Source organism: Nesterenkonia sedimenti (assembly GCF_012641515.1).
GTDB lineage: Bacteria > Actinomycetota > Actinomycetes > Actinomycetales > Micrococcaceae > Nesterenkonia > Nesterenkonia sedimenti.
In genome coordinates this window covers 127,485-153,627 of the sequence record NZ_JABAHY010000001.1, presented here as the reverse complement: position 1 = coordinate 153,627, position 26,143 = coordinate 127,485, and the positions used below count along the sequence as shown (strand labels likewise).

18 protein-coding genes are annotated in these 26,143 nt (G+C 62.3%); 3 read left to right on the top strand and 15 right to left on the bottom strand.

The window, feature by feature from the left end:
* Positions 1-107: 107 nt before the first annotated feature.
* The 7 genes from HGQ17_RS00800 to uvrA form a co-directional block, all read right to left on the bottom strand.
* Positions 108-731 carry a superoxide dismutase gene (locus HGQ17_RS00800; protein WP_168886065.1) on the bottom strand — a complete coding sequence of 208 codons (624 nt, stop codon included), beginning with the start codon at positions 729-731 and terminating at the stop codon, positions 108-110.
* A 227-nt stretch (positions 732-958) separates the two neighbouring features.
* Positions 959-1,936, bottom strand: a complete 978-nt coding sequence (whiA, locus tag HGQ17_RS00795) for a DNA-binding protein WhiA (RefSeq protein WP_168886064.1) — start codon at positions 1,934-1,936, stop codon at positions 959-961.
* A gap of 68 nt (positions 1,937-2,004) precedes the next feature.
* The gene (locus tag HGQ17_RS00790) at positions 2,005-3,030 is read right to left on the bottom strand and encodes a gluconeogenesis factor YvcK family protein (protein ID WP_168886063.1); all 1,026 of its coding nucleotides are present in this window, start codon (positions 3,028-3,030) and stop codon (positions 2,005-2,007) included.
* A gap of 10 nt (positions 3,031-3,040) precedes the next feature.
* Positions 3,041-3,943, bottom strand: coding sequence for an RNase adapter RapZ (gene rapZ / locus HGQ17_RS00785; RefSeq protein ID WP_229503204.1), 903 nt, complete (start codon positions 3,941-3,943; stop codon positions 3,041-3,043).
* An 18-nt stretch (positions 3,944-3,961) separates the two neighbouring features.
* Positions 3,962-5,839, bottom strand: a complete 1,878-nt coding sequence (uvrC, locus tag HGQ17_RS00780) for an excinuclease ABC subunit UvrC (RefSeq protein ID WP_168886061.1) — start codon at positions 5,837-5,839, stop codon at positions 3,962-3,964.
* Positions 5,832-6,506 (bottom strand): lysophospholipid acyltransferase family protein, encoded by a 675-nt coding sequence (locus tag HGQ17_RS00775; protein ID WP_168886448.1) that lies wholly within the window; start codon positions 6,504-6,506, stop codon positions 5,832-5,834. Before HGQ17_RS00775 ends, uvrC begins: the two co-directional genes overlap by 8 nt.
* 92 nt (positions 6,507-6,598) lie before the next feature.
* Positions 6,599-9,478 (bottom strand): excinuclease ABC subunit UvrA, encoded by a 2,880-nt coding sequence (uvrA, locus tag HGQ17_RS00770; protein WP_324615128.1) that lies wholly within the window; start codon positions 9,476-9,478, stop codon positions 6,599-6,601.
* Positions 9,479-9,558: 80 nt separating this feature from the next.
* On the opposite strand from uvrA, the gene HGQ17_RS00765 reads away from it, so the two are divergent.
* Together HGQ17_RS00765 and HGQ17_RS00760 are read left to right on the top strand one after the other, a co-directional pair.
* Positions 9,559-10,227 carry an MBL fold metallo-hydrolase gene (locus tag HGQ17_RS00765; protein WP_168886059.1) on the top strand — a complete coding sequence of 223 codons (669 nt, stop codon included), beginning with the start codon at positions 9,559-9,561 and terminating at the stop codon, positions 10,225-10,227.
* Entirely contained in the window at positions 10,224-12,833 is a 2,610-nt protein-coding gene (locus tag HGQ17_RS00760) for a DEAD/DEAH box helicase (protein ID WP_324615127.1), read from the top strand. The genes HGQ17_RS00765 and HGQ17_RS00760 overlap by 4 nt, the downstream gene beginning before the upstream one ends.
* Before the next feature lie 5 nt (positions 12,834-12,838).
* Here the strand turns inward: HGQ17_RS00760 and HGQ17_RS00755 are convergent, their stop codons facing one another.
* A complete protein-coding gene (locus HGQ17_RS00755; protein ID WP_168886058.1) occupies positions 12,839-14,464 on the bottom strand; it encodes a hypothetical protein in 1,626 nt (541 codons plus the stop codon).
* Positions 14,461-15,174 (bottom strand): hypothetical protein, encoded by a 714-nt coding sequence (locus HGQ17_RS00750; protein ID WP_168886057.1) that lies wholly within the window; start codon positions 15,172-15,174, stop codon positions 14,461-14,463. The genes HGQ17_RS00755 and HGQ17_RS00750 overlap by 4 nt, the downstream gene beginning before the upstream one ends.
* Before the next feature lie 229 nt (positions 15,175-15,403).
* Here HGQ17_RS00750 and HGQ17_RS00745 point away from each other — a divergent pair, with 229 nt between their 5' ends.
* Positions 15,404-16,720, top strand: coding sequence for an alpha/beta fold hydrolase (locus HGQ17_RS00745; RefSeq protein WP_168886056.1), 1,317 nt, complete (start codon positions 15,404-15,406; stop codon positions 16,718-16,720).
* Here the strand turns inward: HGQ17_RS00745 and HGQ17_RS00740 are convergent.
* The 6 genes from HGQ17_RS00740 to rpsA all read right to left on the bottom strand — a co-directional run bounded on the left by HGQ17_RS00740 (position 16,633) and on the right by rpsA (position 25,844).
* On the bottom strand, positions 16,633-17,832 hold the full coding sequence (locus HGQ17_RS00740; protein WP_168886055.1) for an ATP-binding protein: 1,200 nt from the start codon (positions 17,830-17,832) through the stop codon (positions 16,633-16,635). The two genes, HGQ17_RS00745 and HGQ17_RS00740, sit on opposite strands and share 88 nt — an antisense overlap.
* 42 nt (positions 17,833-17,874) lie before the next feature.
* On the bottom strand, positions 17,875-19,275 hold the full coding sequence (locus HGQ17_RS00735; RefSeq protein WP_168886446.1) for an NCS2 family permease: 1,401 nt from the start codon (positions 19,273-19,275) through the stop codon (positions 17,875-17,877).
* Positions 19,276-19,399: 124 nt separating this feature from the next.
* On the bottom strand, positions 19,400-21,529 hold the full coding sequence (gene uvrB / locus HGQ17_RS00730) for an excinuclease ABC subunit UvrB (RefSeq protein WP_168886054.1): 2,130 nt from the start codon (positions 21,527-21,529) through the stop codon (positions 19,400-19,402).
* A gap of 66 nt (positions 21,530-21,595) precedes the next feature.
* Positions 21,596-22,201, bottom strand: coding sequence for a dephospho-CoA kinase (gene coaE, locus HGQ17_RS00725; RefSeq protein WP_324615160.1), 606 nt, complete (start codon positions 22,199-22,201; stop codon positions 21,596-21,598).
* A gap of 37 nt (positions 22,202-22,238) precedes the next feature.
* Entirely contained in the window at positions 22,239-24,197 is a 1,959-nt protein-coding gene (locus HGQ17_RS00720; RefSeq protein ID WP_229503203.1) for a BCCT family transporter, read from the bottom strand.
* A gap of 144 nt (positions 24,198-24,341) precedes the next feature.
* Complete coding sequence (rpsA, locus tag HGQ17_RS00715) at positions 24,342-25,844, bottom strand: 30S ribosomal protein S1 (protein WP_168886052.1); 1,503 nt, start codon at positions 25,842-25,844, stop codon at positions 24,342-24,344.
* Positions 25,845-26,143: the final 299 nt, after the last annotated feature.

The window sequence follows — 26,143 nt, the reverse complement described above, 5'->3', positions numbered from 1 at the left end:
CCCAATGAGCTGCCAGCGAAGCGTGGCAGCGACTTTAGGTGTGAAGTTCGGCAAAGCCTTGCCGAACGAGAGGCGTGCGCGACATGTGCGCGCCGCCGGGGACTACACTACCCTGTTACCAGCTTGGCAGCGCCGGCGCGGGCTGCCTCCAGGCGGGATGCCACATCGTCCCAGTTCACGATGTTCCAGAAGGCCTTGACGTAGTCAGGCTTCACGTTCTGGTAGTCGAGGTAGAAGGCATGCTCCCACATGTCCAGCATCAGCAGCGGGGTGGTTGCCACCGGGATGCCGTTCTGCTGGTCGTAGAACTGCTCGATGACCAGATTGCCGCCGATGGGTTCGTAGGCCAGGATGGCCCAGCCGGAGCCCTGGATGGTCAGAGCGGCCTGAGTGAACTGCTCCTGGAACTTCTCGAAGGAGCCGAAGTACTCGTCGATGGCTGCGGCCAGCTCACCTTCGGGGCGCTCCTGACCGTTGGGGGTCAGGTTCTTCCAGAAGATGGAGTGGTTGGTGTGGCCACCCAGGTTGAACTGGAGGTCCTTGAGCAGCTTGGGGGTAGTGGCGTAGTCGCCCTTTTCGCGGGCCTCGGCCAGCTTCTCCAGGGCGGTGTTGGCACCACCGACGTAGGTGTTGTGGTGCTTGGAGTGGTGAAGCTCCATGATCCGGCCCGAGATATGCGGCTCGAGGGCGCCGTAGTCGTAGTCAAGCTCAGGAAGGGTGTATTCAGCCATGCTTTCCTCCTTATGACGGGATGTCCGAGGTCAGTGCCTCGCTCCCCTCAATCCTATGCCGGGAGGGGTCCCCGCAGAAGGGGGTGACGTTCCATGACACCCAGTGTTCACCAATGGATGAACAAGTGGTCAGTGAGCCGCAAGCGGAGCGAGCGGCGACTTCAGGCGTGAAGCTCGGCGTAAGCCGAGCGAGAGGCGAGCGGGGTCTCCCCGCCGCCGGGACTAGCTCAGTCGAGCATTTCTTCGGTGACGTTGTGCTCGGTGCCGGGGATGCCCTGTTCCTCTGCGCGCTTATCGGCCATGGCCAGCAGTCGCCGGATGCGCCCTGCCACCGCGTCCTTGGTCATAGGCGGTTCGGCCAGCCGGCCGAGCTCATCCAAGGAGGCCTGTTTATGCTGCAGGCGGAGTTTGCCGGCGTATTCGAGATGCTCTGGCACCTCATCGCCGAGGATTTCCAGAGCACGCTCGACGCGGGCACCTGCGGCCACAGCGGCCTGGGCCGAGCGCCGAAGATTGGCATCGTCGAAGTTTGCCAGTCGGTTTGCCGAGGCACGGTGTTCGCGGCGCTTGCGCCGTTCCTCCCAGACCTCCTTGGTCTGGGCAGCACCCATTTTGGTCAGCAGGGTCGCGATGGAGTCGGCGTCGCGGATCACCACACGGTCGGCATTGCGCACCTCGCGGGCCTTGGCGATGAGATCGAGCCTGCGGGCGGCACCGACCAAGGCCAGGGCGGCTTCGGGACCGGGGCAGGTGACTTCCAGGGAGCAGGAGCGGCCAGGTTCGGTCAGGGATCCATGGGCCAGGAAGGCTCCGCGCCAGGCGGCAACTGCATCCTGGGTGGAGCCGTTGACGATGACGGCAGGAAGTCCGCGGACAGGACGGCCCCGGCCGTCGAGGAGACCGGTCTGGCGGGCCAGTGCATCGCCTTCGCGGACGACCCGGACCACATAGCGGGAGCCGCGTTTGAGCCCATTGCCAGCGACGACGATGACCTCACAGGGGTGGCCGTAGACCTCCTGCAGGGCAGTGCGCAGTCTGCGAGCAGTTGCGGCGTGGTCCAATTCGGCCTCGATGACGATCCGCCCGGAGATGACGTGCAGGCCGCCGGCGAAGCGCAGCATGGCAGAGACCTCGGCCTTGCGTTCTGAGGTCGTGGTGACCTCTGTCCGGGAGAGTTCGTCTTTGACCGATTCGGTCAGCGCCATGTGTATCTGGTCCTCGTTCGATGGTCGTCATTGCGGTCAGGGGCTCTAAGAGCGTGCGTCATCGTACCTCAGCCGTGGAACACCTCGCTGAATGCGATGGCCAGCCGCAATGGATTATGGACATCGGCGCGGTCCTGTTTGCGTACCCGCGCATAGGTGATCTCCGCACCCAGTCGCTCGCAGGCGGCGTCGAAATCTGCGCGTTCGGCCTCAGGAACTGAACGGGGGTCGGCTATGACGGCGTCAATATGCAGACCCGGGGCGTATTTGGCCAGGACATCGAGGTGGTCTGCTGCTGACATGCCCAAAGTTTCCTCGGTTTCAGGCTTCAAGTTCATGACCACACAGCGTTTTGCCTCTGTCTCAAAGAGGGCGTTGCGGAGGTCGTGAAGCAGCAGATGCGGCAATACCGAGGTGTACCAGGAGCCGGGCCCGAAGACCACCCAGTCAGAGAGTTCGATGGCGTTGACCGCCTCAGAGCAGGCCTCGGCGGCTGCCGGATGGATCTGCACGTCAGTGAGCTTGCCGCGCATACCAGCCTTGGCCAGCTCCGCCTGGGAGTACATCCGGATCGGCTCCCCCTCCCCCTCTTCTGTGGGGTGGACGAGGCCGGACATGGTCAGCGGGGTCCGGGACATCGGCAGCACCTGTCCACGGGCACCGAGCAGGGCACCGGCCCAGCGCAGACCCTCCACGGGGTCACCGAGCAGCTCCCAGAGCGCGACGATCAGCAGGTTGCCCAGCGCGTGGTCGTCGAGGCTGCCGCTGATACCGGCCTTGGAGCGGAACCGGTGCTGCATGACATCGGCCCAGGTTCTCCCCCAGTCGGTGTCATCGCACAGGGCCGTCAGCGCCATCCGGAGATCCCCGGGGGGCAGAACGTCCATATCCTGGCGCAGCCTGCCGGAGGAGCCGCCGTCGTCGGCGACCGTGCAGACTGCGGTGAGGTGTTCGGCGGCGATGATGCGCAGCGCAGACAGGGTGGCGGAGAGCCCATGGCCGCCGCCGAGGGCGGTGACCCTGACTCCCCCGCGGCTGGGCGGGGGCACAGGTTGGGAGGGTAAGCCGGGCAGTGGGCCGGTGACTTGGCTCATCAGTGCTGTCCTACTCCCGGCCGAGGTCTCGGTGGGTGGTGTTGACCTTCACATTCGGCAGCTGGTCCAGACGCCTGGCCAGTTCCTCACTGATCGCCACGGATCGGTGCTTACCGCCGGTGCAGCCCACCGCGAGGGTGGCGTAATGCTTATTCTCCCGCCGATAGCCCTCCAGCACTGGCATCAGGGCCTCGACATAACGGTCCACGAACTCCCCTGCCCCTTCATTGACCAGCACAAAGTCGCGGACTTTGCTGTCCTGACCGGTGAGCGGGCGCAGTTCGGGGACCCAATGCGGGTTGGGGATGAAGCGGACATCGGCCAGGAAATTGGCATCAGTGGGGACCCCGTACTTGAAGCCGAAGCTCATCACGTTCAAGCGCAGGGTGATGGGGCCGTCGTCGTTGAAGAGTTCGTTGATGGCATTGGCCAGGCCATGCACATTGAGGTCGGTGGTGTCGACGATGATATCGGCCTGGTCCTTCACCGGGGCCAGCAGGTCGCGTTCTGCCTGGATACCGTCGAGGATGCGCCCGTCGTTCTGCAGGGGATGCGGGCGGCGGCCCTGTTCGAATCGGCGCACCAGCAGCTCGTCGCTGGCTTCGAGGAAGAGCACCCGGTAGGTGATGCCGGCGGCGGCGATCTGGGCCAGGCCCTCCTGCATATTGGTGTAGAAACCGCGGCTGCGGGCATCGAGGACCACGGCGAGCTTCTCCACTGAGCCCGGGTGCCGGGCGACGAGGTCCATCATGGTGGAGATCAGTTCCGGGGGCAGGCCCTCAACCACATACCAGCCCATATCCTCCAGGGCGTGGGAGGCAGTGGTGCGTCCGGCCCCGGACATGCCGGTGATGACCAGGAGTTCATTCTCGGGTGGTTTGACCGGTGCCAGTTCCTCTGCAGCTGTGCCCATAGTCATGACTCTACCCGGTTATGTGGTCTCCTTCTTCAGGGTTTCCAGGATCTTCTGAGCTGTCTGTAGGCCAATGCCGGGGACTTCGGCGATCTGCTCGGGTGTCGCCTTGGTGAGGTTGGCCACAGAGCCGAAATGAGCGACGACGGCGGCCCGTCGGCTGGGGCCCAAGCCGGGAACCTCGTCCAGGGCGGAGTGGGTCATCTGTTTGGACCGCGCCGTGCGGTGGTACTGGATGGCGAAGCGGTGGGCTTCATCGCGGATCCGTTGGAGCATGTAGAGCGCCTCGGAGGTCCGTGGCAGCACTAAAGGAAACTCGTCATCGGGAAGCCAGATCTCTTCGAGGCGTTTGGCCAGGCCGACCACTGGCATATCAGTCAGTCCCAATTCGTCCAGTGCCCGGCGTGCGGCGTTGACCTGCGGCTGGCCACCGTCGACGACGACGAGGCTGGGCGGGTAGGCAAATTTCCCGGGGTCGTCCACATCGAGGTTGGCGGATTCCTCCAAGTACTTCCGGAACCGGCGCGTGATGACATCGAACATCGAGGCGGTGTCATCCCGGGCCGCCTCACCGCGGATGCTGAACCGCCGGTAGTCCTTCTTCTTGGGCAACCCATCCTCGAGCACCACCATAGAGGCGACCACATTCCGGCCGCCGGTATGTGAGACGTCGAAGCATTCGATGCGCATCAGCGGCTCTGCCAGATCCAGGTGTTCCTGAAGTTCCCGCAGGGCCGCTGAGCGGGTGGTGATATCTGAGGATCGGCGTGCTTTGTGCAGGGTCAGAGCCTGGTCAGCATTCTCCTTCACAGTACCCAGCAGGGAGGCTTTATCGCCGCGCTGAGGTACCCGGAGGTTGACCTTCGCCCCTCGGCGTTCGCTCAACCAGGTGGTCAGCTCCTGGGGGTTCTCCGGCATTACCGGGACCAGTACCTCCCGCGGGATGCGTTCGGCATCGGGCATCGCACCGTAGACCTGCAGCAGCAGCTGTTCGATGAGGCCGGCCTCGTCGATCTCTTCGACCTTTTCGGAGATCCAGCCGCGCTGTCCGCGGATGCGGCCCTGCCGAACGTGGAATACCTGAGCGGAGACTTCCAGCTCATCCTGGGCGAAGGCGAAGATATCGGCCTCGGTCTCCTCAGCCAGGACAACCGCATTGCGTTCGAAGACCCGGCGCAGCGCCTCCAGATCATCGCGATGGCGGGCAGCATCCTCATAGCGCAGTTCCGCCACGGCGTCTTTCATCTGCTGTTCGATCCGGCGCATATGCGGCCCAGGCCGGCCAGCCATGACATCGACGAACTCCTCGGCCAGTTTGCGATGGTCCTCGATGGAGATATTGCCCACGCAGGGTGCAGCACATTTGTCGATATAACCCAGCAGGCAGGGCCGACCCGAGGCTTCGGCCCGTTTATACACTCCCGGGGAGCAGGAACGGACCGGGAAGACCCGCAGCATCGTGTCCACGGTCTCGCGAATGGCCTTGGCGGGATGGAAGGGACCGAAGTATTTGACCCCGGGTTTCTTATCCCCGCGCATGACCTGGACCCGAGGGACCTTCTCGTTCATGGTCACCGCAAGGTAGGGGTAGGACTTATCGTCCCGGTACATGATGTTGAACCTGGGCGTGTGCTGCTTGATCCAGGTGTACTCCAGCTGGATGGCCTCCAGCTCGGAGCCGACCACCGTCCACTCCACACTGGCTGCCGAGTGCACCATGGCGTGGGTTTTGGGGTGCAGTTGGTGAACCGAGGTGAAGTAGGAGTTCAGCCGCGCCCGAAGGTTCTTAGCCTTGCCCACATAGACGACCCGCCCATGGGGGTCGATGAAACGGTAGACCCCGGGGTTTGTGGGGATCTCCCCCGGTTTGGGTCGGTAGCTGGCGGGATCAGCCATCGGCTTTCGGCTTCAGACCGGGGTCCGCCGGCCGCGCGTTATAGGAGTCCACCCGCTCCTGACCGGAGAGTTCAGCGATGGCGTCCATGATCTGAGCGGTGGCCTCCTTCCGCGGTTTCATGGAGTGCTTCTCCCCCAGTTTCTCGAACTGCAGGGGTTCTCCGACATGCATGGCGAATTTGGCCGGACGCATCATGTTCTTATCCGGTGGCTGCAGCTTCTGGGTGCCGCGCAGACCCACCGGAACCACCGGCACACCGGTGGCCAGGGCAAGCCAGCCCACCCCGTTCTTGCCCCGGTAGAGCCGCCCGTCGCGGCTGCGGGTGCCCTCGGGATAGATTCCGACGCCGTGGCCGCCGTTGATGATGTCGGTCAGACCGTAGAGCGCCTCGACTGCACCGGACTGCTTGTCCCGGTCCACCGGCACCGAGCCGAAGGATTCGAAGAAGAACCGCATACCTCGTCCACGCAGACCCGGCTGGGTGAAGTATTCAGCCTTGGCGAAGAAGCTGACCGGCCGGGGAAAGATGCCCTGAATGAGCACCGAGTCCAGGAAGCTCAGATGGTTGGATGCGACTATGAATCCGCCGGTCTCGGGGACGTTCTTGAGTCCGGTCACAGTGGGCCGGCAGAGCATCCGAGCCACGCGTCCGCCGATGCGGCGCATACGCTCTTGGCCCCGAGTGCGGCCCTCGACCACTGCAGTGGTATCTGGGGTGTCTGGTGCGGAGTTCATCGCCAATGAGCTTAGCAACGCCTCTACTGAATCTGCAGGATGGGCTCGAGGAACTGGCCTGTGTGGGAGCCGGTCTTCTGATGCTCGGCGGCGAGATCCTCGGGAGTGCCCTCGGCGATGATCCGACCACCGCCGGAGCCGCCCTCGGGGCCGAGATCGATCAGCCAGTCGGCAGATTTGATGACATCGAGGTTGTGCTCGATGGTCAGGACCGTATTGCCCTTCTCCACCAGTCCCTGCAGCACGCCCAGCAGTTTCCGGATGTCCTCGAAGTGCAGGCCGGTGGTGGGCTCATCCAGCACGTAGATGGAGCGCCCATTGGACCGTTTCTGCAGTTCCGAGGCCAGCTTCACACGCTGAGCCTCACCTCCGGAGAGTGTGGTGGCTGCCTGCCCCAGCCGCACATAGCCAAGACCGACTTCCACTAGTGTGTTCAGGTGGCGAGCAATCGGGGCGAAGGCGGAGAAGAATTCCGCGGCGTCCTCGATCGGCATATCCAGCACATCGGCAATGGACTTGCCCTTGTAGAGGATCTCCAGGGTCTCCCGGTTGTACCGGGCACCCTGACAGACCTCACATGGGACGTAGACATCGGGCAGGAAGTTCATCTCGATCTTCAATGTCCCGTCACCGGAGCAGGCCTCACAGCGGCCGCCCTTGATGTTGAAGCTGAAGCGTCCGGGCTGGTAGCCGCGGGCCTTTGCCTCCGGTGTGGCTGCGAAAAGTTTGCGGATATGGTCGAAGACCCCGGTGTAGGTGGCTGGGTTCGACCGCGGGGTCCTTCCGATGGGGCTCTGGTCGACCTGGATGATCTTATCCAGGTGCTCATCGACACCGTCGATCCGGCGGTGCCTTCCGGGCACCTGTCGGGCGTTATTGAGCTTATTGGCCAGCGCTTTGGACAGGATCTCGTTGATCAGGGTGGATTTACCCGATCCAGAGACACCGGTGACGGCCAGGAAGACGCCCAGGGGGATATCCACGCTGACTTTGTCGAGGTTGTTCTCCTCGGCTTCGACGATCCGCAGCTTCCGTTTGTTATCCACCGGGCGGCGCTTCTCGGGGATGGCAATACTGCGCCGGCCGGAGAGATAGTCACCGGTGATCGAGTTCTCATTGGCCCGCAGGTCCTCCACTGAACCGGAGTGGACGATCTCCCCGCCGCGTTCACCGGCTCCGGGGCCGATATCGACGGTCCAGTCGGCCTCAGCGATGGTGTCCTCATCGTGTTCGACCACAATGAGGGTGTTGCCGAGATCCCGCAGTCGGGTCAACGTCTGGATCAGCCGGGTGTTATCCCGCTGGTGGAGTCCGATACTGGGTTCATCCAGGACATAGAGCACCCCGACCAGCCCGGAGCCGATCTGGGTTGCCAGTCGGATGCGCTGGGCCTCACCGCCGGAGAGTGTGCCGGCGGCCCGTTCCAGGGTGAGGTAGGTCAGACCGACATCCAGTAGGAACTGCAGTCGGGCGTGGATCTCCTTGAGCACCTGGTCGGCGATCTTTGCATCCCGGGCCGAGAGTTCCGGACCGTTGAAGAATTCGGCACAGTCCTCAAGGGAGAGGCGGGCGACCTCTGCGATGGACTTCCCGTTGACCAGTACTGAGAGCACTGCCGGGTTCAGTCGCTGACCGTCACAGGCCGGGCAGGGAATCTGCCGCATGTACTGCTCGAAGCGGTCCCGGGCGTTATCGGACTCCACCTCAGCGTGTTTGCGTTCGATATAGGCGATCACGCCTTCGAACCCGCTGGTGTAGCGGCGTTCACGTCCCCATCGGTTGCGGTAGGAGACTTTGACCTTGAAGTTCCGCCCGTGCAGCAGAGCCTTTTTGACCTTGGCGGAGAGCTTCTTCCACGGGGTGTCCAGGCTGAAGTCGAGTTCATCGGCCAGCCCCTGGATGATCCGCAGCCAGTACTTCTTGGTCTCAGTGCCCATGGCCCAGGGTGCGATCGCACCTTCGTTGAGGCTCAGGGAGTCATCTGGGACCACCAGATCGGGGTCGACCTCCAGTCGGGAGCCGATACCGGAGCAGGTCTCACAGGCGCCGTAGGGCGAGTTGAAGCTGAAGGTTCGCGGTTCGATCTCGTCGATCGGCAGCGGATGCTCATTGGGGCAGGCCAGATTCTCGCTGAAGGCCCGGTATTTGCCGGGATCCTCGGCCTCGAGGTCCACAAGATCGATGACCACGCGACCATCGGCCTGTTTCAGCGCGGTCTCCACGGAGTCGGTGAGACGCTGGCGGATTCCGTCACGGATCACCAGCCGGTCGATGACCACATCGATGGTGTGTTTGTACTGCTTCTCCAGGGTCGGTGGGTCATTGAGCTGGATAACCTCACCGTCGACGACGGCGCGGGAGAAGCCTGCACCGGCCAATTCCCGGAAGAGATCTTTGAACTCTCCCTTACGGCCGCGGACCACCGGCGCCAGGACCTGGAAGCGGGTCTTCTCATCGAAGGCAAGGACCTGGTCGACGATCTGCTGCGGGGTCTGACGGTCGATCTTGGATCCGCACTCCGGGCAGTGGGGAACTCCGATCCGCGCCCAGAGCAGACGCAGATAGTCATGGATCTCGGTGACCGTGCCGACCGTGGAGCGCGGGTTGCGCGAGGTGGACTTCTGGTCGATGGAGACCGCAGGTGAGAGCCCCTCGATGAAGTCGATATCTGGTTTGTCCACCCGCCCCAGGAACTGCCGGGCGTAGGCGGAGAGTGACTCCACATACCGGCGCTGCCCTTCGGCGAAGATGGTGTCGAAGGCCAGGGATGATTTCCCGGAGCCGGAGAGCCCGGTGAAGACGATGAATGCGTTGCGCGGCAGCTCAACCCCGACGTTTTTCAGGTTGTGCTCCCGGGCCCCCTGGACCACGATGCGGGTGGCTTCAGCTCTGGTATCAGACACGCACCCTAGTCTAAGCGCTAGGCTAGTAGAACACATATTCGAAGTGCGGCGTGTCCGGCCGAGACCATACACTGGACGGCATGGCCCCGGAAAGTTCCCTGATCTACGACCTGCCCGCTATCACGGTTCGGCAGATTGCCGTGAGTGATATGAGCAATAACGTCTACCTGCTCACCGCCAAGAAATCGGGGGTTCAGGTGCTCATCGACGCCGCCGATGATCCCGAGGCGATCCGCGGCATGCTCAGTGATTCCGCTCAGGACACCCCCTGCTCCCCCGGGCTGCGCGCAGTGCTGACCACTCATCAGCACTGGGACCATATCCGCGCCCTGCCTCAGCTGGCCGAGACCCCTGGTGTTGAGCTGGCCGCCGGCGTCGAGGATGCCGAGGCGATTGAAGCGGAGAAGTCGGTGACCATCGACCGGAAGCTCCACCACGGTGAGTCAGTGCAGTACGACGGAATCGCTCTGGATGTCATCCATCTGCGTGGCCACACACCGGGTTCTGTTGCCTTCGTCTACCCCGTGGAGGACGGCCCCACCCATATCTTCACCGGTGACTCCCTCTTCCCGGGCGGGGTCGGCAAGACCTGGAGCGATGAGGATTTCCGGCAGCTGATCGACGACGTCGAATCTCGCCTCTTTGCCGAATATGACGATGACACCATCATTCACCCCGGCCATGGGGACCCCACAACCCTCGGCGAGGAGCGGCCCAAACTGGCCGAGTGGCGTGAGCGCGGCTGGTGAGGCTCGAAGTCCCAGGCAGCTGGGGAACCCCTGATCCGGAACAGCTTTTCGAGGCGTTCAACTCCTGGGTAGAGGCCCGGGGCATCACCCTCTACCCCGCCCAGGAGGACGCCATCCTGGAGCTTGCCGCGGGCAACCATGTCATCATGGCCACTCCCACCGGCTCCGGGAAGTCCATGGTGGCCCTGGCGGCGCATTTCTTTGCCCTGGCCCGCGGGGAGCGGACCGTCTACACCGCTCCGATCAAAGCCCTGGTCTCGGAGAAGTTCTTCTCTCTGGTGGAAGTCTTCGGCCCCGAGAAGGTCGGGATGGTCACCGGAGACTCCGCGGTCAATGCGCAAGCACCGATCATCTGCTGCACCGCCGAGATCCTGGCCAATGAGGCACTTCGCGATGGCGCTGATGCCGATCTGGGGCCAGTGGTGATGGATGAGTTCCACTTCTATGCCGACCCCCACCGCGGCTGGGCCTGGCAGGTGCCGCTGATCGAGCTGCGCGGCCGATCCGGGGCCCAGTCCCCTGTCCAGTTCCTGCTGATGTCGGCCACACTGGGTGACACCAGCAAATTTGAGCGCAATATCGCTGAGCGCACCGGGCGCGACGTCGTCGTCGTCTCCTCCGCCCAACGTCCGGTCCCGCTGGACTTCGAGTACTCCACCACGGCCCTGGTGGATAAGCTCGAGGAGCTTGCTGGAAAACAGCTGGCCCCGGTCTATGTGGTGCATTTCTCCCAGCGGGCGGCCGCTGAGCAGGCCAGTGGGCTGATGAGTCTGAACCTACTGACCAAGGCCGAGCGGGAACTGCTGGGTGAACGGCTGAAGAACTTCCGGTTCGCCAAGGGGTACGGCCAGACGCTGTCCCGGCTGCTGAAATCCGGTGTGGGTGTCCACCACGCCGGTATGCTGCCGAAGTACCGGCGGCTGGTGGAGCAGCTGGCCCAGGAGGGTCTGCTGAAGGTCATCTCCGGCACCGACACCCTTGGAGTGGGGATCAACGTGCCGATCCGCACCGTGCTGATGACCGGCCTGTCGAAATTCGACGGCAGCCGGGTTCGTCAGCTCAATGCCCGCGAGTTCCATCAGATCGCAGGTAGGGCGGGCCGCGCCGGTTTCGACACCGAGGGCACAGTGGTGGTCCAGGCCCCGGAGCATGTGATCGAGAATGAGGCCGCGGCCAGGAAGCTTGCCGCCAAGCACTCCGGGGATGAGACGAAGCTGGCTCAGGCGCTGAAGTCCAAGCCGAAGAAGAAGCCCCCGGAGGGCTTTGTCTCCTGGAGTGAGAAGACTTTTGAGAAGCTCATCGGTGCGGAGCCTGAGCCGATGGTCTCAAGGATGCGGGTCACCTATGCCATGGTGCTGCATCTGTTGAACCGGCCTGAGGATCCCGTGCGAGCTATGCGCCGGTTGATCACCTCCTCGGATGAGACCCCGGCACGGCAGGCCCAGCTGCAGCGCCGGGCCCTGGAGATTCTGCGGGAGCTGTTGGCCGCCGGGGTTCTGGAGAAGCTGGATGAACCCGATGAAGACGGCCGCACCGTGGATCTGAAACTGGATCTGCAGGATGACTTTGCGCTGAACCAGCCGTTGGCCCCATTCGCGGTGGCCGCCCTGGAGCTTCTGGATCCGGAGTCGGAGACCTATGCCCTGGATGTGATAAGCGTGATCGAGTCCATTCTCGACACCCCGTATCAGGTCACCGGCGCCCAGGTGAAGAAGCTGAAGTCTGAGCGGCTGGCCGAGTTGAAGGCCGATGGCGTCGACTACACCGAGCGGATGCGGATTCTGGATGAGCTGACCCACCCGCAGCCGCTGGCTGAGCTCTTGGAGCAGCAGTTCGAGGTCTACCGCACCGCTGCCCCCTGGGTCGGGGACTATGAGCTGGAGCCGAAATCGGTGGTCCGAGACATGGTGGAGCGGGCCTTCACCTTCATCGATGCGGTGAACTTCTATGGGCTGGCCCGCAGCGAGGGCGTGCTGCTGAGGTACCTCACTGATGCCTACCGGACTCTGCGCCAGACAGTTCCTACCGGCAAGGTCAGTGATGAATTGGAGGACCTCACTGAGTGGTTGGGTGAGGTCATCCGCCAGACTGACTCCTCACTGCTGGAGGAATGGGAGCGGCTGGCCGCCGGGGATGATCCCGAGAAGCTGGCCGAGCTCGCGCAGAAACATGACAACGACGACGCCGCGGCCCCACCGACGGGGATCACCGGGAATGAGCGGGCCTTCTCCGTCCTGGTGCGCAATGGCATGTTCCGCCGGGCCGAGCTGTTCCAGCAGGAGAAGGAGGAGGCTCTGGCTGCTCTGGAGCGGGAGCATAATCCGGATTCAGTCTGGGCCAGTGCCGATCAGTGGGGCGATGCCCTGGATGCCTTCTTCGATGAGTATGAGGATGTCTACGTGGATGCGAAGGCCCGCTCCGCCGAGCTCTTCCGGGTGAATAAGAACCCCGCGGATAAACCGGGTTTCTGGCATGTGGTGCAGGTTTTCGATGATGATCAGGCAAACCACGACTGGGGTATCCATGCCTGGGTGGACTTAGCGGCCAGTGATGAGGCCGAGGCCGCTGTGATCAGCGTCCACCATGTGGGTGAGCTTCGCCCCTAGGCTGATCAGCTGCGGACCAGCTCGAGAGCGCGCTGGGCCACATCTGTGTCGCGTTGGCTGAGCATGCGGACCAACCGGTCGAGGTTCTCCACCCGGGAGACCCATTCGGGGCGGCGCTGCTGGGCCCGCGGCGCTGAATCGAGCACCTGGACCTGACGCCATGCGGTGACCAGTGCTGCTTCATAGAGGCGCTGATCGGCCTCGGCAGCCTGACTGCTGGTCCCCCGGTCCCCACCGAGAACCGCCACCATATCGATCCTTGAGAGATCCAGGCCCAGGGCCAGCTGGTTGAGGCGGTCTTGGATGGCGCCCAGTTTTCCCCGGGCTGCTGCAGATGTTGAGCGGTGAATCAGAGCCTGCGCCAAGGCGACGATTATCACCAGCACGGCCAGGGTGGCCGTCGATATCGTGATGGTCACTGCCCAGAACAGCGCTTCGATTTCACCAGTCATCGGCATGCCCACGGCATACATCCCTGAGTCGAAGAGCCATACCGGAAGAATCGCCTGGCCTAGGCGGACCTCTCCAGTGCTGGGGTCGAAGATCTCGGGGTCTTCCTCAGCAACGTCCTGGCGAATCTGGGCATAGGCTTCCGCAATTTCGAAATAGTCGACCTCTGCCCGGTTATCACTTCCCGGCGGGGGCACATTGTCCACATAGTCTTCAATGGGCAGCAGGGCTACGGTGAGCTCCAGATGATCGGGCATCAGAGCTCGATTCCGCTCCTCCGCCTCGGCGGCCCTGGCCATATGCTCCCGCACAGCTTCCAGAGTCAGGGGGTCTCTATTGTCCGGGGCATCCTGGCTGATGGGTTCCACCGCGTAATCAGGAATCTGCTCGGGATCCCCGTAGATTCTCAGATCAGCAAGTGGCTGATCACCGGTGAGTGTCCGGCCGAAGGCGGTGGTCGGCTGTTCCTGAGTGGCCACCACTGCCCAACCGGTCAGCAGGCCAATAATGATCGAAACGGCAACTAACCCGGCACCCATGGCCCCGGCTTTCCCCGCTCCAGACTGGTTGCCCCTGTACATGCGGAGGGACTCCCCCGTGGTGATTCTTACGGGGACCTCATTACGGGGCAGCTTGAGCAGTTTCAGCAGACGTTCGGCGTGGTGCTGGGCAGGCAGCTTTCGGGACTCGCCCAGACCCACTGCCCGGCGCAGGGCATTCCAACTCTCGTGGCTGTCCCCCGTGACGGCTTCGACCCGGTGTTGGATCTGCTGGTGAACGGCAGCCTGACTGACGGCGAGATCTGTGTCCTCGGTTCGGAGTTTGTTGCAGAGGCTGCCGAGGGTCTTGGCTATGCGCTCCTCGGCGTCAGTCCAGCGCTTGATGAACTCGCTCTGCTGGGCTATGTTCTCAGCCCCGGGGTCAGCCCCCAATGCACTGGTGCCCTCCTGAACTAGGGCCAGCAGATGGGTCCGCTGAGCTTCAATCTGCTCATAGCTGCGTTCATCCAGGGACTCACTGTGCCGCAGGATTTTCTCCAGGGCCTGGGTCAGGGGATGTGCCAAACGTTCCAGTACAGATCTGGACTCGGCGAAGCCCACCTGCAGATTCGCTGCGGCTACCAAGGCATCTGCTTGGTGCCGGAGTGCATCAGCTCGGTCTTCGAAACTCTCCAGCGTCACTTTTCCCAGTCGCCCCGGAGTTTCTCGGCAGCCTCAACATGCTCAGCTGTTGCAGACTCTGCAAGTTGTGACTCTGGGATCCGGAAGGGAACCTCTACCGTGTCCAATTCCAGGACAACCCGTGCCAGCTGCAGCCGCGCTTCGGCGAAGCGGCGTCGTCGTTGTCGCTCATCACCCAGAAATTTCACCCAGAGGACTGTGAAGAGCACTGCCCCTGCCATCGGCAGTGCGGCCAGGGCGCCCCAGAACAGTGGAGTCCGGGCAGCTGCACCGTTGAACTCAAGCTGTGCCGCAGTCTGGGCGGCCCCGACTACGGCACAGGGACCATGGCCCATGCTCCGGTTGTTGTTGAAGACGTCGCGGATTTCGGTGGCCACAGACCACCGGTGGCTGCTGTCCTCCTGACTCCCGAGATGCGCCAGACCCACGCGGTTGCCATCAGGAAGGACCAGGTCATTATCCTCCGGGTCATGACCGACTGAGAGAAGGACATCTACTCCTTCGGGAAGTTCGCCGAAGTTGCTCTCCTCCCATTCCAGCTCCCGTTCCACCACCATCATGGTGAACGGTTCCCTACTGATAGCCCGTCCCTCGGCTGCGGCCTCTACAGATTCCTGAGTGATCCCGTAGGGCAGACCGTCCTCGATGATGAAGCTGATGGGCTGATCGGGCTCCTCGGTCAGCCGGTTCTGTCCATGAAGACCGATCAACACTGAGAGTCCAGCCAATGGCAGAACAACCACCGGCACCCACCAGCGGTATCTATAAAGCAGGGTTCGGAAGCCGAAAACCGAACTGTCCGGGTTATAAGGTCCTTCCGATCCTTTGTCACTGTCGAAGTCTAACCGGCAGAAGATGGGAACAGCCGCATTTGCCTGCCTCGCCGTGACATTGGTCATCACCGCAGGTGAGACCCGCTGAACATGAGAAGCTGTTGCTATGCCTGAATCTCAACTTCTACTGGACGGCACGCGCATCACCGACCACTGGGTCACAGTCCCCTTGGACTGGGAGAACCCCAGCGGGGAGAAGATCCAGGTTTATGCACGGGAATTCGTCGGTCCCGAGGCTGCGGCCAAAGGTGAGGTCCACACTGCAGGCCTGCCCTGGCTGCTGTTCCTGCAGGGTGGCCCCGGAGGTAAGGGCAACCGTCCGGCTAAGCTCGGCGGTTGGATGGCCGAGGTGGCCAAGGACTTCCGGATCCTGATGTTGGATCAGCGCGGCACCGGCCTCTCCACCCGGCTGGACCGGCATCACCTCGCCCAGCGGGGAACCCCTGAGGAGCAGGCCCAGTATCTGAGGAACTTCCGTGCCGATTCCATCGTCCAGGATGCAGAGGCTCTACGAAGGCAGTTGGGAATCAAATCTTGGACCGTCTTCGGGCAGAGCTACGGCGGCTTCTGCACTCTCACCTATCTCTCACTGGCACCGGAGCATATGGACCGGGCCCTGTTCACCGGCGGGTTGGCTCCGCTGACCGGACCTGCTGACCGGGTGTATCAGCAGACCTATGCGCGGATGCGTGCCCGCAATGAGGAGCATTTCGAACGTTTCCCGCAGGATCGGGAAGCCCTGGACCGTGTTGTGGAGCATCTGCGGGCACGGGTTGACGCGGGCGATCCGGTGCATCTTCTGGATGGCTCGGAGCTGACCGTGTCGCGGTTGCAGATGTTGGGCATGACCCTGGGTGGGAACACCCGCGTGGACTCCTTGCACTACCTCTTGGAGGAGGCCTTCGCGCATGTGGGCGGTCGGGCACAGCTTTCCGACACGTTCTTGGCGGAGGTGGGGAACCGGATCAGCTTTGCCGGCAATCCGATGTACGCGGTGATGCATGAGTCCATCTATGGGCTTCCCGGTGAGCCGGCCACCGCTTGGGCCGCTGAGCGAGTCGCCGCCCAGTTCCCGGAGTTCTCAGCTGAGGCGGAGTCACCCCTGCTTACCGGGGAGATGATCTTCCGTGAGCATGTGCAGCTGGATCCGGTGCTGGCTCCGTTGTTTGAAACGGCTGATGCTCTTGCCGCAGTGGAGGATTGGGACCCGCTGTATGACCTCGTTCAGTTGGCCCGCAATGAGGTGCCGGCAGCTGCCTGTGTCTACTCCGAGGATGTTTTCGTTGACCGGGATCTCTCTTTGGAGACTGCTGGCCGGGTCGCGGGGCTTTCTGTCTATGAGACCGATGAGTTCCACCATGATGGGATCCACGACGACGGCGCCTCAATCCTCCGTGAGCTGTTGCGCCGCACGGAGGACTGAGGCCCGGGGTTTCCGTTCCTCCCCAACTGCTGGCCCGCGGCCGCGTCGCGCTGGTCCCGGCGGATCATCAGCAGGAGGATGCCCAGGAGCAGGAAGCTGCCTGCCAGCAGCGAGAGTGCGGTGAGGCCGGAACCGGTGGTGGCGAGGCCGCCACGGTCCTGATCTTCGCTTTCCTCTGGGGCTACCAGTTGGGCACCGTCATCGGAGGGTGAGGGGCTCGGCTCGGAGGTATCCGTCGTCTCCGTGGGTTCCGGGGGCGTACCGGTATCCGTTGGAGATTCAGTGTCCGTTGCCGTGGGCTCATCTGTTGGCGTCGGAGTTTCGGTGCCCGTGGGAGTCGGATCCTCAGTGGGTGTCTCTGTGGGGTCGGGGTCCCCGGGGTCTGCTTCTTCGATGGTCACCGTGATGCTGGGTGAGGTGTATTCGTTGCCGTCCTCGTCGATGACGACGGCGACGAGCTCGACTGCCAATACTCGCAAGGCCCGGCGCAGGGGCCCTTCAGCCCCAACTGAGGCGGCCAGGCTCAGCTGGAAACTATGCGATTCATCGTCATCGAGGACCTCATCGATGGCGCGGTCGATGCCCCGCTGACCCACTGGGTGGTTCTGCAGCCAGCGGGCCACAGCGCATACGTACCTCGGGAAGCCGTCTGTACGGGCCAGCACCCGCTGGGCAACTGACTGGCTGACGGGCAGTTCGGTGATGCCGCTGATCACCTCTTGGATTTCTCTGACCGACAGTGGTGCCAGTGGAAGATAAAGCCCCTTGGGGTGAACCTGGGCCAGTTGGATGATTCGGTTGATCTCCGGCCGATCAGTGGGGCACACCGAGAGCAGGAAGATCATCGGGCCACGGTCCATCACGCTCAGGGCCTGCCAGAAGGTATCGGCGGAGACCTCATCCATGTGGTGCATATCAGCCACACTGGTGATCACCGGTTCGCTGACTTCGGCGGTATGACCGAGGAACAGTGAGACCACACTATTGTGTGCTGAACCAGTGATCCCCTCAACGACGACGAAGCGCGTCTCACCATTGCGGACTGCCTCAACTGCCTCTTCAATACGGGAGAGCTCTTCATCACGACCGATGAAGGGGCTTCGCTGAGACATAATCACTTAGCGTAGCCCCAAATGATTAAATTCAGCTGGGTATCAGCTGACCCCCAGTCCATCCTGAATAGGACCGGAAATGAAATACAGCATGAACAGTGCTGCGGTGAGATACATCAGAGGATGGACCTCGCGGACTTTCCCGCGAAGAACTTTGATCAGCACAAAGGTGATGAATCCGGCACCGATTCCATTAGTGATGGAGTAGCTGAACGGCATCATGACCACAGTCATAAACGCCGGAATCGCGATTTCCATATCTTTCCAGTCGATCCGGGTGATCTGCTGCATCATCAGGAATCCCACCAGCACCAGAGTTGCCGAAGCCGCCTCGGTGGGGATCAGCTCGGCCAGCGGAGCCAGCACAATCGTGACCAGGAAGAGCAGGCCGGTGACCACATTGGCCAGGCCCGTCCGGGCACCGTCGCCGACACCCACTGTGGACTCGATGAAGCCGGAGTTCACTGAGGTGCCGCCGGCACCGCCGCCGATAGTGCCCAGGGCATCGGAGACCATGATTCGCTTCGAGTACGGAATATCGCCGTTCTCGTCCTTGATATTGCCGGTGTTGGAGACACCCACCATAGTGCCCAGAAGGTCGAAGAAATTGGCCAGCAGCAGGGTGAACACCAGAAGGGTCGCCGCCACCAGGCCCACTGACTCCCAGGAGCCCAGCAGATTGAACTCGCCCAGCAGAGAGAGATCCGGTGCCTGCAGCCAGTCCTTATCGAGGCTGGGGACATTCAGATCCCAGCCGTATTCGTTGATGACATCACCATCGGCATTGGTGCGCGGACCGATCCGCATCACCGACTCCACGGTCATTGCCACCACAGTGGCGCCGACAATGGAGTACAGGATGGCGCCACGGACATTGGCTGTCCACATCACGAATAGAGCGAAGAGAGCGATCAGGAAGATCAGCAGCGGCCAGCCGAAGACGAAGCCGCCCACACCCAGCTCCAGGCCGGCGCCACCGGAGTTCTGGATGAACCCAGCGTTCATCATGCCGATCAGTGCAATGAACAGGCCGATGCCCACACTGATCGCGACTTTCAGCGGTGCTGGCACAGCGTTGAAGATGGCTGAGCGGAATCCGGTCAGCACCAGGATCAGCAGAATGACACCCTCAATGACCACCAGGCCCATAGCATCGGCCCAGGTCATTCCGGGCAGCATCACGATGCCGTATGTGATGAAGGCGCTGAGACCCAGGGAGGAGGAGACCGCCATCGGGAACTTGCCGATAATTCCCATCAGGATGGTCAGAACACCGGAGATCAGCGAGGTGGCTGCCGCGATCATCGCGAAGTTCGGTTCCGTGCCGCCACCGAGAAAATGGCCGGTGGAGTCCGCATTGGCACCGATGATCAATGGGTTGAGCACAATGATGTAGCTCATCGCCAAGAATGTGGCGAGTCCACCGCGAACTTCGCGGCCCATAGTGGAGCCGCGCTCGGTGATGTGGAAATAACGGTCAAGGAACCCGGAGCCGGGCCCGGGGGTGCTCTTCTGATTCTGCTCAGTCACGAAGAAGCACTCTATCGCTTCTGGGCGCCCAGTGTATTTATTCGGCGGCTTTCATAGCCCGCAGTTCCTTCTTGAGGTCACCCAGTTCATCGCGCAGTCGGGCAGCGAGTTCAAAGTTGAGATCCTCGGCAGCCTTATGCATCTGCTCGGTGAGCTGGGCAATGAGATCTGCTGTGTCCTTGGCCGGGGTCTGCGCTGCGAGGCTGGTTTCGGACTCAGGTGTGGAGTCGGCGTCGTCGTCCTTCTGGAAACCGGTCCAGCCGCGTTGTCCCTTGCCGTATTGGAAACCAGTGGCCAGTCCACCCATCCCCTGGAGGAGATCGGCAGTATCGGCGTCCTCCCGGGCGAGCTGGTCGGTGATATCAGCGATCTTCTTCACCAGCGGGGTGGGGTCGATGCCGTGTTCCTCGTTATAGGCGATCTGCTTGGCCCGGCGTCGCTCCGTCTCATCAATGGCTCGGCGCATGGAGTCAGTGATCTTATCGGCATACATATGCACTTCCCCGTGGACGTTACGGGCAGCACGGCCGATGGTCTGGATCAGCGAGGTGGTCGAGCGCAGGAAGCCTTCCTTATCCGCATCCAGGATCGCGACCAGGGAGACCTCTGGCAGGTCCAGTCCCTCGCGCAGCAGGTTGATACCGACGACGACGTCGAAGGTCCCCTTCCGCAGCTCACGCAGAATCTCGATGCGCTTGAGGGTGTCCACATCGGAGTGCAGATACTCCACCTTGACCCCATGCTCCAAGAGGTATTCGGTGAGGTCCTCGGCCATCCGCTTGGTCAGAGTGGTCACCAGGGTCCGCTCATTGCGTTCGGTGCGGCTGCGGATCTCGCCCAGGAGATCATCAATCTGACCCTTAGTGGGTTTGACCTCCACTTTGGGGTCTACCAGTCCGGTGGGACGGATGATCTGTTCGACCACACCATCGGACTGGCCGAGCTCGTAATTGCCCGGAGTGGCCGAGAGATACACGGTCTGGCCGATTCGCTCGAGGAACTCGTCCCATTTCAGCGGCCGGTTGTCCATGGCTGAGGGCAGCCGGAAGCCGTGCTCGACCAACGTGCGCTTTCGGGACATATCCCCTTCATACATTCCGCCGATCTGCGGGATGGTCACATGGGACTCGTCCACGATCAGCAGGAAGTCATCCGGGAAGTAGTCCAGCAGGCAGTGCGGGGCGGTTCCGGGGCCACGGCCATCGATATGCCGGGAGTAGTTCTCGATGCCGTTGCAGAAGCCCATCTGCTGCATCATCTCGAGGTCATAGGTTGTGCGCATCCGCAGCCGCTGAGCCTCCAGGAGCTTATTCTGCGACTCCAGTTCGGCCAGACGATCACGCAGCTCGTCCTCGATGTCTCGGATAGCCCGGGCCATCCGGTCATCGCCTGCCACATAGTGTGAGGCCGGGAAGATGTACATCTCCTCTTCCTCCCGCACCACTGTGCCGGTCAGGGGGTGGAGGGTGTGGATAGCCTCGATCTCGTCACCGAAGAACTCGATGCGTACTGCCAGTTCCTCGTACATCGGGATGATCTCCACCGTATCCCCGCGGACCCGGAAAGTGCCGCGGTGGAAATCGGTGTCATTGCGCTGGTACTGCATCGAGACGAACCGCCGCAGCAGCTCATCGCGGTCGATCTCCTCACCCCGGCGGACCGGAACCATCTGCTCGATGTACTCCTCGGGGGTTCCCAGACCGTAGATACAGGAGACTGTGGCCACCACAACGGTGTCTCGCCTGGTCAGCAGCGCGTTAGTGGCCGAGTGCCGGAGACGTTCGACCTCCTCATTGATCGAGGAGTCCTTCTCGATGAAGGTATCGGTCTGCGGGACATAGGCCTCGGGCTGGTAGTAGTCGTAATAGGAGACGAAATACTCCACCGCGTTATGGGGCAGCAGCTCACGGAACTCATTGGCCAGCTGAGCAGCCAGGGTCTTGTTCTGGACCATGATGAGTGTGGGCCGCTGAAGGCGTTCGATGAGCCAGGCCGCTGTGGCTGATTTACCGGTACCGGTGGCGCCCATTAGCACCACGTCCTTCTCCCCACCTTCGACCCGTTCGGCTAGTTCCGCGATTGCGGTGGGCTGGTCCCCAGAGGGCTGGTAGGGGCTTTCGACCTTGAACGGGGCAACAGTGCGGGAGATCTTCGGCGCAAGGCTCATTATCGACTCACTTCCCGTCTGGTCTGGGGACTGGCTGCGGCTGGGAGACCGGGACTCGCCACCACTCTACTCCACCATCGAACCTTTATTCGAGAGCTTCTCCCAGAGCTGATCCACCTGCTCGCGCAGTTCCTCGAGCGTTCCGCTGTTGTCGAGCACCACATCCGCAGCTGCTGCCCGCTGCTCATCGGTGGCCTGGGCCCGGATCCGGGATTCGGCCTCATCGGGGCTCATCCCCCGGTCCTCGACCATGCGTCGGATGCGCTCCTCGTGGGGAGCTTGGACGACGACGACGGCGTCGAACCTCTCCTGCTGACCGGTTTCGACCAGCAGGGGAATATCCTCAACCACCACACTCCCCTCGGCGGCAGACTCCCGCAGGCGGGTCGACTCCTGGCGCACCCGGGGGTGGATGATGCTGTTGAGCCGGGAGCGGGCCTCGTCATCGTTGAAGACGATCCGCCCCAGGGCCGGGCGATCGAGTCCGCCCTCGACGTCGAGGATCTCATCTCCGAATGCGGTCCTGATCTCGGCCAGGCCGTCTGTACCGGGGGCAACTACCTCGCGGGCGAGGAGGTCGGCGTCGATGATCAGCGCGCCATGTTCTGCCAGGCGCTGAGCAACCGCCGACTTCCCCGAGGCGATGCCCCCGGTCAGACCAACATTGAGGATTCGACTCATGGGTCGATTCTATCGGCAGCAGCCGAGGTCAGCTGCGGGATTGATCCCCGTCCTCGGGTGAGGCAGGGTCCACAACGGGCTGCTCGCCGGTGCGGATCCGGTATTCGGTGACAACCTCGGACTGTTCGACATGCTCGACTTCTGGAGCGTTCTCCGGCTGGGTGCCCTCGGCGAAGTCCGGGGCCACCACGGCATTGGCCAGAGAGTCGTCGTCCTCCTCCATCCGGCGTTTGTACTCCTCCTCCGGCAGGGTCTGCAGCCAGCGGCGGGTACGCAGGAAGCTGATCTCCCCCGCGTCTTCACGCATGGCTCGGGAGAGGTTGTACATGATGAAGTAGCCCAGGATGAAGAACGGCAGGCCGAAGACCAGGGCCACATTGCGCAGCGCATCCAGCCCGCCCTCACCGGTTGCAGTGAGCAGCACTGCGGCGATGCCACCGATGGCGATGGTCCAGAATGCCCGCTGGTGCAGCGGCGCCTTGCCCTCGAAGCCGTTGCACATGTCATCGAGGACCAGGGAGCAGGAGTCCATGGAGGTGATGAAGAAGACGCCTACCAGCATCACCGCGATGGATGAGGTGAGTGTCGCCAGCGGGAATTCGGCGAGGAAGGCGAACAGTGCCATCTCCTCGCCCTCGGCAACAACGGTATCTACGAGGCCACCTTCTCCGTTGAGCTCGATGTCGAAGACTCCGGTTCCCCAGACGCCGAACCAGATGATTGTGAAGACAGTGGGAAGTCCCAACACACCGGCGACGAACTGACGCACGGTGCGCCCACGGGAGATCCGGGCGATGAAGATACCGACGAAGGGTGCCCAGGCAATAGTCCAGGCCCAGTAGAAGATGGTCCAGCTCTCCTGCCAGCCGGTATCGGCCATGGTGTCATTCCACCAGGAGACTTCAGGCAGCACGCCCAGATAGACACCGGTCCACTCGAACATGCCGCGCAGCAGATAGACCGTCGGCCCGGTGGCCAGAATGAACAGCAGCAGCCCGATGGCGGTCCAGATGTTGAAGTTTGAGAGGCGCTTGATTCCCTTTTCGACACCTGCCACCGATGAAATGGTCGCCACTAGGGTGACAACGCCGATGATCACAAGGAATGACCAGGCCTCATCTGGCAGTCCGACCAGCTCGGCGAGGCCGGCGTGGATCTGCATGGTCCCCAGACCGATGGAGACGGCGACACCGAAGATGGTGCCCACGATGGCGAAAACGTCGATGCCCTTGCCGATGGGGCCGTGGATGCGGTCACCGAGCAGGGGTTGGAAGAGGGAAGAGACGCGCGGAGGAAGCTTGCGCTTGTAGATGAAGTAGGCGAAGGCCAGACCCGGGAGGGTGAAGATGGTCCAGGTGTGCAGCCCGAAGTGGAAGAGGGTGAAGCCCATGGCCTCGGATGCGGCAGCATTGGTACCCCCGACTACGGAGTTGTCCATAATGCCCTGGACACCGAAGTAGGTGTCACTGGCCTCTGCGATGGCGTCCTCGTCACCAGAGGCTTCAGCCGCTGAAAGATTGGATTCGGCGTCTGCGTAGGCGGCATCGACATCACCGTCGGCGCCTGCAATGGCAGCAGAGCCAGCTTCTTCCTGACCTGCAGTGATTCCACGGGGCGGATTGTCAAAGTGGAAAGCAGGCTCCGCAACAGCCCAGAACATCAGAATGGTGCCGATACCGGCAGCGAAGAGCATTCCGAACCAGGAGATATCGGAATGCTCGGGTTTCGCATCGTCATCACCCAGCCGCATTCGCCCGAAGCGGCCGACTGCCATCCAGATGAGGAAGATGAGGAATATGGTCACGCCTGAGGTGTAGAACCAGCCCATGTTTTCATAGAGCCATCCGGAGCCCACGCCCCAGAATTCACCCATTTCATCGGGAATGATCAGAGTGACGATCACAAAGGCGGCAACTATTGCCACCGATACAAAAAAGATCACCGGACTGGTCCGGAGTCTGAACAGGTCGTGCACTTTCTCCAGCATGTATACCTCTCGGGCTCGGCACAGGCCTTGCTGAGGCCCTTCAACGGTGCCCTACCGTATGCAGGCTTTCTGGACAAAAGCAACAAACGCCGCCCAGCCCCAAGGGACTAGACGGCGTTTGTTAAGCCGGCGTTCAGCGAAGAATTAGTTACCGGTGAGCTTCTCGCGGAGAGCAGCCAGGGCCTCGTCGGAGGCCAGGGTGCCGGCATCCTCAACCTCGGTCTGTGCCGAGGAGTAGTTGGCCGGACCGGACTCAGCGGGCTTCCGCTGGGAGGAGGAACCGCCGGAGACGGATGCCTCAGCTGCGGCCTCAGCGTCAGCGTCAATCGCTGCGCGGACCTGCTCCTTGTGAGCTTCCCAGCGCTCCTGAGCGGCGGCGTACTGGGCCTCCCAAGCAGCGCGCTGCTCGTCGAAGCCTTCCATCCACTCGTTGGTCTCGGGGTCGAAGCCCTCGGGGTACTTGTAGTTGCCCTCTTCGTCGTACTCGGCGTCCATACCGTAGAGAGCGGGATCGAAGTCCTCTGCGTCGGGGTCGACGCCCTCGTTGGCCTGCTTCAGGGACAGGCTGATCCGGCGGCGCTCGAGGTCGATGTCGATGACCTTGACGAAGACCTCGTCGTTGACGGAGACAACCTGCTCAGCGAGGTCCACGTGGCGCACTGCCAGCTCGGAGATGTGCACCAGACCCTCGATGCCGTCCTCGACGCGGACGAATGCACCGAAGGGCACCAGCTTGGTGACCTTGCCGGGCACAATCTGGCCCAGAGCGTGGGTGCGGGCGAAGGTCTGCCACGGATCTTCCTGGGTGGCCTTCAGGGACAGGGAGACACGCTCGCGGTCCATATCCACCTCGAGGACCTCCACAGTGACCTCGTCGCCGACGGCAACGACTTCCTGCGGATGGTCGATGTGCTTCCAGGACAGCTCGGAGACGTGAACCAGTCCGTCCACACCGCCGAGGTCGACGAAGGCACCGAAGTTGACGATGGAGGAGACAACACCGTTGCGGACCTGGCCGCGCTCCAGCTTGTTGAGGAAGGTGGAGCGAACCTCGGACTGGGTCTGCTCCAGCCATGCACGGCGGGACAGGACCACGTTGTTGCGGTTCTTGTCCAGCTCGATGATCTTGGCTTCGATCTCCTGGCCGATGTAGGGGGCCAGATCGCGCACGCGGCGCATCTCCACCAGGGATGCGGGGAGGAAGCCGCGCAGGCCGATGTCCAGGATAAGACCGCCCTTGACCACCTCGATGACGGTACCGGTGACGACACCGTCCTCGTCCTTGATGCGCTCGATGTCGCCCCAGGCACGCTCGTACTGTGCGCGCTTCTTGGAGAGAATCAGCCGGCCTTCCTTATCCTCCTTCTGGAGGACCAGGGCCTCGACCTTATCGCCGACGGCGACGACTTCCTCGGGAGCCACATCGTGCTTGATGGACAGCTCGCGGGAGGGGATGACGCCTTCGGTCTTGTACCCGATGTCGAGGAGAACCTCATCGCGGTCAACCTTGACGATGGTTCCTTCGACCATGTCACCATCGGTGAAGTACTTCATCGTCTCATCGATGGCGGCGAGGAACTCTTCTTCGGTTCCGATGTCGTTGACGGCGACCTGAGGGGCACCGGGGGCGGTTGCAGTGGTGGTCATGTAGTAGGGATTCCTATAGGGATTGTTGGGTTGGGTCAGTGCACTGTTCTTCTGGTGCACTGAGCGGCGGACAAATGCAGGGCGCCCGATGGCACAGGGCAAAACGCCATATGCTTATCGAGCGGGATCTGTCAGAAGTCAGACACGACTCTGTGCGCAGAACGCGCCCAATCAGTCTATACTCCCGCGGCAACCTCATTCAAGCGCGCATCGAGTATGACTCCACTGCGATGACAACTCCTCAGTGACCCACTGCTGACGTGGGATGCTTCACACTCACCTCATCTTCGGGGTAGCGT

Bases quoted from the DNA above. Each gene is read 5' to 3' on its own strand.
- HGQ17_RS00740 (WP_168886055.1), bottom strand. From the start codon at position 17,832: ATGTCTCAGCGAAGCCCCTTCATCGGTCGTGATGAAGAGCTCTCCCGT.
- uvrB (WP_168886054.1), bottom strand. From the start codon at position 21,529: ATGAGCCTTGCGCCGAAGATCTCCCGCACTGTTGCCCCGTTCAAGGTC.
- HGQ17_RS00765 (WP_168886059.1), top strand. From the start codon at position 9,559: ATGGCCCCGGAAAGTTCCCTGATCTACGACCTGCCCGCTATCACGGTT.
- HGQ17_RS00775 (WP_168886448.1), bottom strand. From the start codon at position 6,506: ATGCGCCGCATCGGCGGACGCGTGGCTCGGATGCTCTGCCGGCCCACT.
- rpsA (WP_168886052.1), bottom strand. From the start codon at position 25,844: ATGACCACCACTGCAACCGCCCCCGGTGCCCCTCAGGTCGCCGTCAAC.
- whiA (WP_168886064.1), bottom strand. From the start codon at position 1,936: ATGGCGCTGACCGAATCGGTCAAAGACGAACTCTCCCGGACAGAGGTC.
- rapZ (WP_229503204.1), bottom strand. From the start codon at position 3,943: ATGGGCACAGCTGCAGAGGAACTGGCACCGGTCAAACCACCCGAGAAT.
- uvrC (WP_168886061.1), bottom strand. From the start codon at position 5,839: ATGGCTGATCCCGCCAGCTACCGACCCAAACCGGGGGAGATCCCCACA.
- HGQ17_RS00800 (WP_168886065.1), bottom strand. From the start codon at position 731: ATGGCTGAATACACCCTTCCTGAGCTTGACTACGACTACGGCGCCCTC.
- HGQ17_RS00790 (WP_168886063.1), bottom strand. From the start codon at position 3,030: ATGAGCCAAGTCACCGGCCCACTGCCCGGCTTACCCTCCCAACCTGTG.
- HGQ17_RS00735 (WP_168886446.1), bottom strand. From the start codon at position 19,275: ATGGGCCGCGAAGTTCGCGGTGGACTCGCCACATTCTTGGCGATGAGC.
- HGQ17_RS00745 (WP_168886056.1), top strand. From the start codon at position 15,404: ATGCCTGAATCTCAACTTCTACTGGACGGCACGCGCATCACCGACCAC.
- HGQ17_RS00720 (WP_229503203.1), bottom strand. From the start codon at position 24,197: ATGCTGGAGAAAGTGCACGACCTGTTCAGACTCCGGACCAGTCCGGTG.